This window comes from Streptomyces spongiae, assembly GCF_009377185.1.
In the GTDB taxonomy this organism is placed as follows: domain Bacteria; phylum Actinomycetota; class Actinomycetes; order Streptomycetales; family Streptomycetaceae; genus Streptomyces; species Streptomyces spongiae.
In genome coordinates this window covers 20,623-27,471 of the sequence record NZ_VJZC01000080.1, presented here as the reverse complement: position 1 = coordinate 27,471, position 6,849 = coordinate 20,623, and the positions used below count along the sequence as shown (strand labels likewise).

The window sequence follows — 6,849 nt, the reverse complement described above, 5'->3', positions numbered from 1 at the left end:
CCCCTCCCCCGCCTCCGGGCGGGGGCGGCCAGCCCGGAGGCCCGCCTCCGGGCGCCCCACCCCAGCAGCACATGCCGGAGCTCTGCCCGCAGTGCCGTACGCCCCGTGAGGGCGGCGCGCCGTTCTGCGAGGAGTGCCGGTGGAACTTCCTGACGAACACGGCCACCACGTACACCCCGGCCGCGCCGCGGCCGGGTGGGCCCGGCGGGCCCGGGGGACCTGGTGGGCCTGGCGGCGCCTCTCCGTTCGGGGCGCCTGGCGGCCCCGGTGGGCCGCCTGGGCCCGGAGGTCCTGGTGGACCGGGTGGCCCTGGTGGGCCCGGTGGGCCGAATCCGGCGCTCCGGTTCCAGCAGCCGCCGCCCGGGCAGGGGCCGTCCTTCGGCGGCGGTGACTCGTACGAATACCAGGGCTCGCGGCCCTCACAGGTGAACCGGCCCGCGGAGCCCATCCCGCCGGGACCGCCCTTCGGCAGCGAGCCCTCCGGACCGACCGCTCCGCCGGGAGCCGGCGGTCCCCCCGGGCCCGGCCCGGGGCCCGGGGGCTTCGGCGGCGATCCGTTCGGTGGCGATCCGTCGCGTCAGGCCCCGCCGCCCGCGCCCACGTCCGGCGGTCCGGGCGGGCCTGGTGGTCCCGGTGGTCCCGGTGGTTTCGGGGGCCCTGGTGGACCGGCCGGTCCGGGTGGCCCCGGGGGTCCGAGCGGTCCCGGAGGCTTCGGCGGTCCGAGTGGTCCCGGGGGCCCCGGAGGCTTCGGTGGTCCCGGTGGTCCGGGTGGTCCCGGTGGTCCGGCGGGTGGTGGTCTGCCGCAGGCCTTCCAGCAGTCGGCTCCGCCCGCTCCGCCCACGTTCCCGAACGAGACGGGACAGCCGGGTGCGCCCGCTCCCGGGGGGCCGGGCGGTCCCCAGAGCGGCCCACCCTTCGGGGGCGGGCAGGACGACTGGGTGATCTCCCCGCCGTCGTCCGGTCCCGGTGCGCCTCCCGGGCCCGGTGGACCGGGTTCGCCCGGTGGATACGGATACCCGCAGCCGGGTGCCACCCAGGCCCCGCCCGGTCCCGCGTACCCGCAGCAGCCACAGCAGCCGACGACCTGGACGGCGACGATCGGCCCGGACCGCGACTACTTCATGTCGATGATGCAGCGCTCCGGTCCCGAGGCCGCGGGGCTCAACCTGCCCGCGTACTCCCCGGAGCAGCAGCGCGCCCTCGTCGGCAACCAGCTGACCATCGGCCGCCGCCGCCACTCCACCGGTGACACCCCCGACATCGATCTGTCGGTGCCGCCGGAGGACCCCGGGGTCTCGCACCAGCACGCGGTGCTGGTCCAGCAGCCGGACGGCAGCTGGGCGGTCGTCGACCAGAACTCCACGAACGGCACCACGGTCAACGGCTCCGAGGAGCCCATCCAGCCGTTCGTCCCGATCCCCTTGCAGGACGGGGATCAGGTGCACGTGGGGGCCTGGACGACGATCACCATCCGACGCGGCTGAGCCTGCCCGGACGGTTCACGAGAGGGGCCGTTCACGAGAGGGGCCGTTCACGAGAGGGGCCGTTCACGAGAGGGGCCGTTCACGAGAGGGGCCGTTCACGAGAGGGGCCGTTCACGAGAGGGGCCGTTCACGGGAGGGGCCAGGCGTACGGCCCCTCCGGGTCGTCCAGCCACGCCCATGCGCGGTCGCCGCTGACCGTGATCCCGTACCGGTCGCGCGTCGGCTGCTCCTCGCGGTCCCAGAGCGCGAGCGCCTCGTGCGGGTCGAGGCTGCCCGCGGTCAGGGTCAGCAGGAACCGGAAGAGTTCGTGGTCCCTGGCCCGGTGCGGCAGCCCGCCCAGATGAGGATGCATCCGCCCCGGCCCTCCCCCGTCGCCGCGCAACGGCACGAAGTAAGCGGGCGTGTGCAGGAACCGTCCCTCGGCGTACTCGGCGTCCCGCACCCGCAGCCGGACCAGGCCCGTGGCCAGCGGCGTGAGGATGCGGGCGTCGGGTGCGCACTGGGCGAGCCAGGCACGCGGGATCGAGAACAGTGTGCAGGTCGCGATGATCCGGTCGTACGGGGCGCGTTCGGGCACCCCGCGTGCGCCGTCGCCCGTGACGACGGTCGGGTGGTACCCGGCGGCGGCCAGATGCCTGCGCGCCCCCTCGGTGATGTCGGGGTCCAGGTCGATGGTGGTGATCCGGTCGTCCCCGAGGCGGTACGCGAGCAGGGCCGCGTTGTAGCCGGTGCCGGCACCGATCTCCAGGACCCGGTTGCCGTCCTCCACCTCCAGCTCGGTCAGCATGTTCGCCATCAGCGAGGGTTGGCTGCTGGAGGAGATCAACTCCCCGTCGCGCAAACGTGTGGCGAGCGGGACGTCGGTGTACGCGCCGCGCAGCCAGCGCTCGCGTCGTCTCGGATCGCGCTCCTCGCCCCAGAGCCGCTCGAAGCCGTTCCCACCCGGGCTCCCGGCCCCCGTGGAGGGGGTGGGCCCACCGCCCACGTAGTAGTACGGCACGAAGAGGTGGCGCGGGACCGCCCCGAACGCCTCCCGCCACACCGGGTCGGCGTCCCAGGCCCCGCTCGCACCGATCTCGCGCACCAGGGCAGCCCTGGCCTCCGCGGCGAGGTCACCCAGGTCCCGGTCGAGCGCATGTGTGCCCATATATCCACTGTGCTGCGCGATCGGCGCCGAGGCGAGCACCGCGACCGGACGAGCCGGGATCGGCTCTGCCACGGCACTACCCCGGCTCTGCCCCGGCTCCGCCACGGCACTACCCCGGTTCTGCCCCGGTCCTAGGCCTTGAGTCCTCCGTCCCCCTGTCTGAGACCATGGGTGGGTGAATGAGATTCGGCGCGGCACGCTGCAGGAGCAGACCTTCTACGAGCAGGTCGGCGGCGAGGAGACCTTCCGGCGGCTCGTCCGCCGCTTCTACGAGGGCGTCGCCGAGGACCCGCTGCTGAAGCCCATGTACCCGGAGGAGGACCTGGGCCCGGCCGAGGAGCGGCTGACGCTGTTCCTCATCCAGTACTGGGGCGGCCCCACCACGTACAGCGAGAACCGCGGGCATCCCCGCCTGAGGATGCGCCACGCCCCGTTCACCGTCGACCGGGCCGCGCACGACGCCTGGCTGAAGCACATGCGGGTCGCCGTCGACGAGCTCGGCCTCTCCGAGGAGCACGAGCGCACGCTGTGGAACTACATGACGTACGCGGCGGCTTCGATGGTGAACACCGCGGGCTGAGACCGGTTTCCCTCGCCGGGTTCTCTCACCGGGTTCCCTCGCCAGGTTCTCTCACCGGGTTCCCTCGCCAGGTTCTCTCACCGGGATCTCTCGCCGTTTCCCTCACCGAGTTCTCGCCTCGACGCGCGCATTCCGGTCGCACGGCACCGGATTCCGGTCACGATCCGGTCAAGTCCGACCTACAAGCGCTTACCCGCGGTACCCGCCATCTGACAGCATCACCCGAAGATCTCCGGTGATCCCGGAGACGGGGGCTGGTGCCGGGGGGCCGGGTGACGGGGTTCGTATTACTGCGCGTGCGGGCGCACCGACTGCTGCTCGCCGCCGCGCTGCTCACCGTTCTGCTGACCACAGCGGTGCCGACGACCCTCACCGCGTACTCGGGCGCGATCGGCGACGCGGCCCTGCGCCACTCCCTCACCGCACCCGAGAACGCCGTCGACACCGCCCTGATCGTCAAAGCGGACACCCCGTCCGCGGACCGGCGCACGGCCGCCGACCGTGCCGTGCGGCAGAGCGCTCGACGGACCTTCGACGGCATGCCGGTGACCGTGCGCACGCTCGTACGGTCCGGCCCGTACGCCCTCCCGCGCTCCCTCCAGCCGCCCGCCGCACGGTCGGGCAACCCCGATCTCACCCACTTCGCGGCCCTGGACCGCACGCAGGTGCGGGTCACCGAGGGACGTCCACCGCGCGGTGGCGGCAGCGTGATCGAGGTGGCTCTGCCGCAGACCGCCGCCGAGCCGCTCGGGCTGAAACCGGGCGCCCGCCTCACCCTCAAGGACCGCTTCGGCGGGCCCGACGTGCGCGTCCTGCTCACCGGCCTGTACCGGCCCGAGCGGATCAACGCCCCGTACTGGCAGGTGGACGACCTCCGCGGCCGTGGTGTCCACAAGCTCTCCTTCACGACCTACGGCCCGCTGCTCACCGATCCGTCCGTGCTCGCCGGCGGCCGGGTGAGCGGCGGAGAGTCCGCCTGGGTCGTCTCCGCCGACTTCTCCACGCTGACGACGGACCGGATCGGCGCACTGCGGCAGGCGGCCCGTGACAGCACGGCCGCGCTACGCAAGTCCGACGCGCTGAGCGGCACCACGGCGGCGACGACCTCACTGCCCGAGATCCTGGACGACGTCGAACGCTCCCTGCTCGTCTCCCGCTCGACCCTGCTGATCGTGGCGCTGCTGCTCGGTCTCCTCGCGGCGTACGCGCTGTTCCTCGTGGCCAGGCTGCTGAGCGCCGAACGGGAGGGCGAGACCCGGCTACTCAGGGCGCGCGGCGGCTCGCCCCGCCGGGTCGCCGGGCTCGCCGCGCTGGAGGGGCTGCTCCTCGCGGTGCCCGCGGCGGTCTGCGCGCCGCTCCTCGCCGGGCCATTGACACGACTGCTCGCCGAGCAGGGAGCGCTGGCGCGGATCGGGCTGCGCCTCGACGCCTCCGGCGCGCGTGTGGAGGTGTGGCTGGTCGCGGCGGCGGTGGCGCTGGGGTGCGCGCTCGCGGTGACGGTGCCGGCGCTGACCTCCGGTGCCTTCACGGTGCGGCGGGCCCGTGCCCTGCCCGCCCCGGTGCGTGCCGGAGCCGACGTCGGACTCCTGGTCGTCGCCGGGGTCGCGTACTGGCAGTTGGACCGCCGCAACACCGGCGCCGTCACCGGCGACAGCGACGGCACCCTCGGCATCGACCCGCTGCTGGTCACGGCCCCCGCCCTCGCCCTGCTCGCCGGCACCGTCCTCACCCTGCGGCTGCTGCCGCTCGTGGCCCGGCTCGCCGAGCGCCGCGCGGCGGGCGGCAGGGGGCTGCCGAGCGCCCTGGCCGGCTGGCAGTTCAGCCGCCGCCCGTCGCGCGGTGCCGGCGCGGTGCTGCTCCTCGTCCTCACGGTCGCCCTGGGGATGCTGGCGATCGGCGAGGGCGCCTCCTGGAGCCGTTCGCAGGAGGACCAGGCGGACTTCCGGGCCGGTACGGACGTCCGTGTCGTCGCGGGCAGCGCGAACGGACTCGGCGGCTCCGGGCGCTTCACGACCGTCGACGGCGTACGGGCCACCGCTCCCGCCTTCCGTACGACCCTGCCGCTGTCCGGCGACCGGACAGCGACCGTACTGGCCCTGGACACGGCTTCCTCCGCCGACGGACTGCTCCTCCGGAGTGATCTGGCCTCCGAGCCGGTGCGGCCCCTGCTGGAGGGCCTCGCGCCGAAGGAGAGGACGGCGGGCGCGCGGCTGCCCGTGGGGGCGAGGGAGCTCCGCCTGGCCCTGCGGCTCCGCAGCGACCAGGACGACCGGGATGACCAGGACGACCGGGACGACCGGGACGACCGGGACGACCGGGGCAATGACGCGGCGAACACGGACGGGGGCGGCGGGAGCGTCATGGCGGACGTGACGGCCACCCTCCAGGACCGCCACGGCGTGCCGTACCGGCTCCCCGTCGGCCGGCTGGCCCCCGACGGACGGCTCCACGTCCTCACCCTGGACCTCGCTCGCGCGGCCGGTGCCCCGACGGGCCGGGCGGCCGAACCCCTGACGCTGACCGACGTGCGGCTGACCATGGAGCAGCCGGTCGGCGGCGCCGAGCAGCACCGCCTGTCCCTGGAGAAGATGAGCGCCGTCCCCGCCGACGGAACGGAAGGACCGCTGACGCTGCCCACCTCCTGGACGGTCACGTCACGTTCCGACAGCCTGTCGCCGTCACCGGACAACACCATGCGGCCGACCACCCCGCGCGTGGAGAAGTCGCCACCGGGCTCCCTCGCGGTCCGCTACGGCACCGGGTACGTGCCCACCGACTTCTCCTGGCAGCCCGAGTCGTTCTCGGTCCGCCTCCAGGTGAAGCAGCCCCCGGCGGCCGAGGTGACGGGCATCGCCACCGACCGGTTCCTCGCGTCGGCCGGGCTCTCCGGAACCGGACAGCGCATGGACGTCGCCTTCGGAGACACGAAGGTGCCGGTACGGATCGTGCGGAGCCTGCGGGCGCTGCCGACGACCGAGGAGGGCGGAGACAGCGACGGCGGGGCGCTGCTGGTCGATCTGCGGTCGGTGAACCGAGTGCTGGACGCCCGGGACGGGGAGATCGCCGAGCCCACCGAGTGGTGGCTGCGGACGGCGCCGGGCACGGCCGGGCGCGTGGCCACGGAGGTGCGGGCCCGCCCCGACGTCGAGCCCTCGCAGGTGTTCGTACGGGACGAGATCGCCGACCGGTTGCGGGACGACCCGTTCGGGGCGGGTCCCGAAGCCGCGTTCGCCGCGGCGGCCGTGGTCGCGGCCGCGCTGGCCGCGGTCGGTTTCGCGGTGAGCACGGCGGGATCCCTGCGCGAGCGGGCGGACGAGTTCGCCGTCCTGCGCGCGCTCGGCGCCCCCCGTCGGCAGCTGGCCCGTCTCATCGCCGCCGAACAAGGCGTACTGGTGGCCCTGGCCCTGACGGTCGGCGTCGCCCTCGGCACGATCCTGACCCGGGCGGTGATCCCCTTGATCGTCCTCACTCCCCAGGCGACCCGGCCGATGCCCGAGGTCCTGGTGGAACTTCCCCTCTCCCCCGTGCTCCTGCTACTGGCCGCGGTGACGGTGACCCCCCTCGCGGTCACGGCCGTACTCGCGGCACGGCGCCCGGACGCGGCGGGCACACTGCGGCGCCAGGGAGGTGAGTGACAC

At 74.5% G+C, this 6,849-nt stretch carries 4 protein-coding genes; 3 read left to right on the top strand and 1 reads right to left on the bottom strand.

Features of this window, described 5'->3' with window-relative positions; genetic code table 11:
- Nucleotides 1–1,484, top strand: a 1,484-nt coding sequence (locus FNH08_RS14630; protein WP_407704371.1) for an FHA domain-containing protein, incomplete at its 5' end; no start/stop codon positions are given.
- A gap of 127 nt (nucleotides 1,485–1,611) precedes the next feature.
- Here FNH08_RS14630 and FNH08_RS14625 read toward each other — a convergent pair.
- A complete protein-coding gene (locus FNH08_RS14625) occupies nucleotides 1,612–2,631 on the bottom strand; it encodes a methyltransferase domain-containing protein (RefSeq protein ID WP_152771904.1) in 1,020 nt (339 codons plus the stop codon).
- Nucleotides 2,632–2,806: 175 nt separating this feature from the next.
- Here FNH08_RS14625 and FNH08_RS14620 point away from each other — a divergent pair, with 175 nt between their 5' ends.
- Nucleotides 2,807–3,211: a globin gene (locus FNH08_RS14620; protein ID WP_322724495.1), complete on the top strand. Its 405-nt coding sequence runs from the start codon at nucleotides 2,807–2,809 to the stop codon at nucleotides 3,209–3,211.
- Nucleotides 3,212–3,483: 272 nt separating this feature from the next.
- Nucleotides 3,484–6,846 carry an ABC transporter permease gene (locus FNH08_RS14615; protein ID WP_322724493.1) on the top strand — a complete coding sequence of 1,121 codons (3,363 nt, stop codon included), beginning with the start codon at nucleotides 3,484–3,486 and terminating at the stop codon, nucleotides 6,844–6,846.
- Nucleotides 6,847–6,849: the final 3 nt, after the last annotated feature.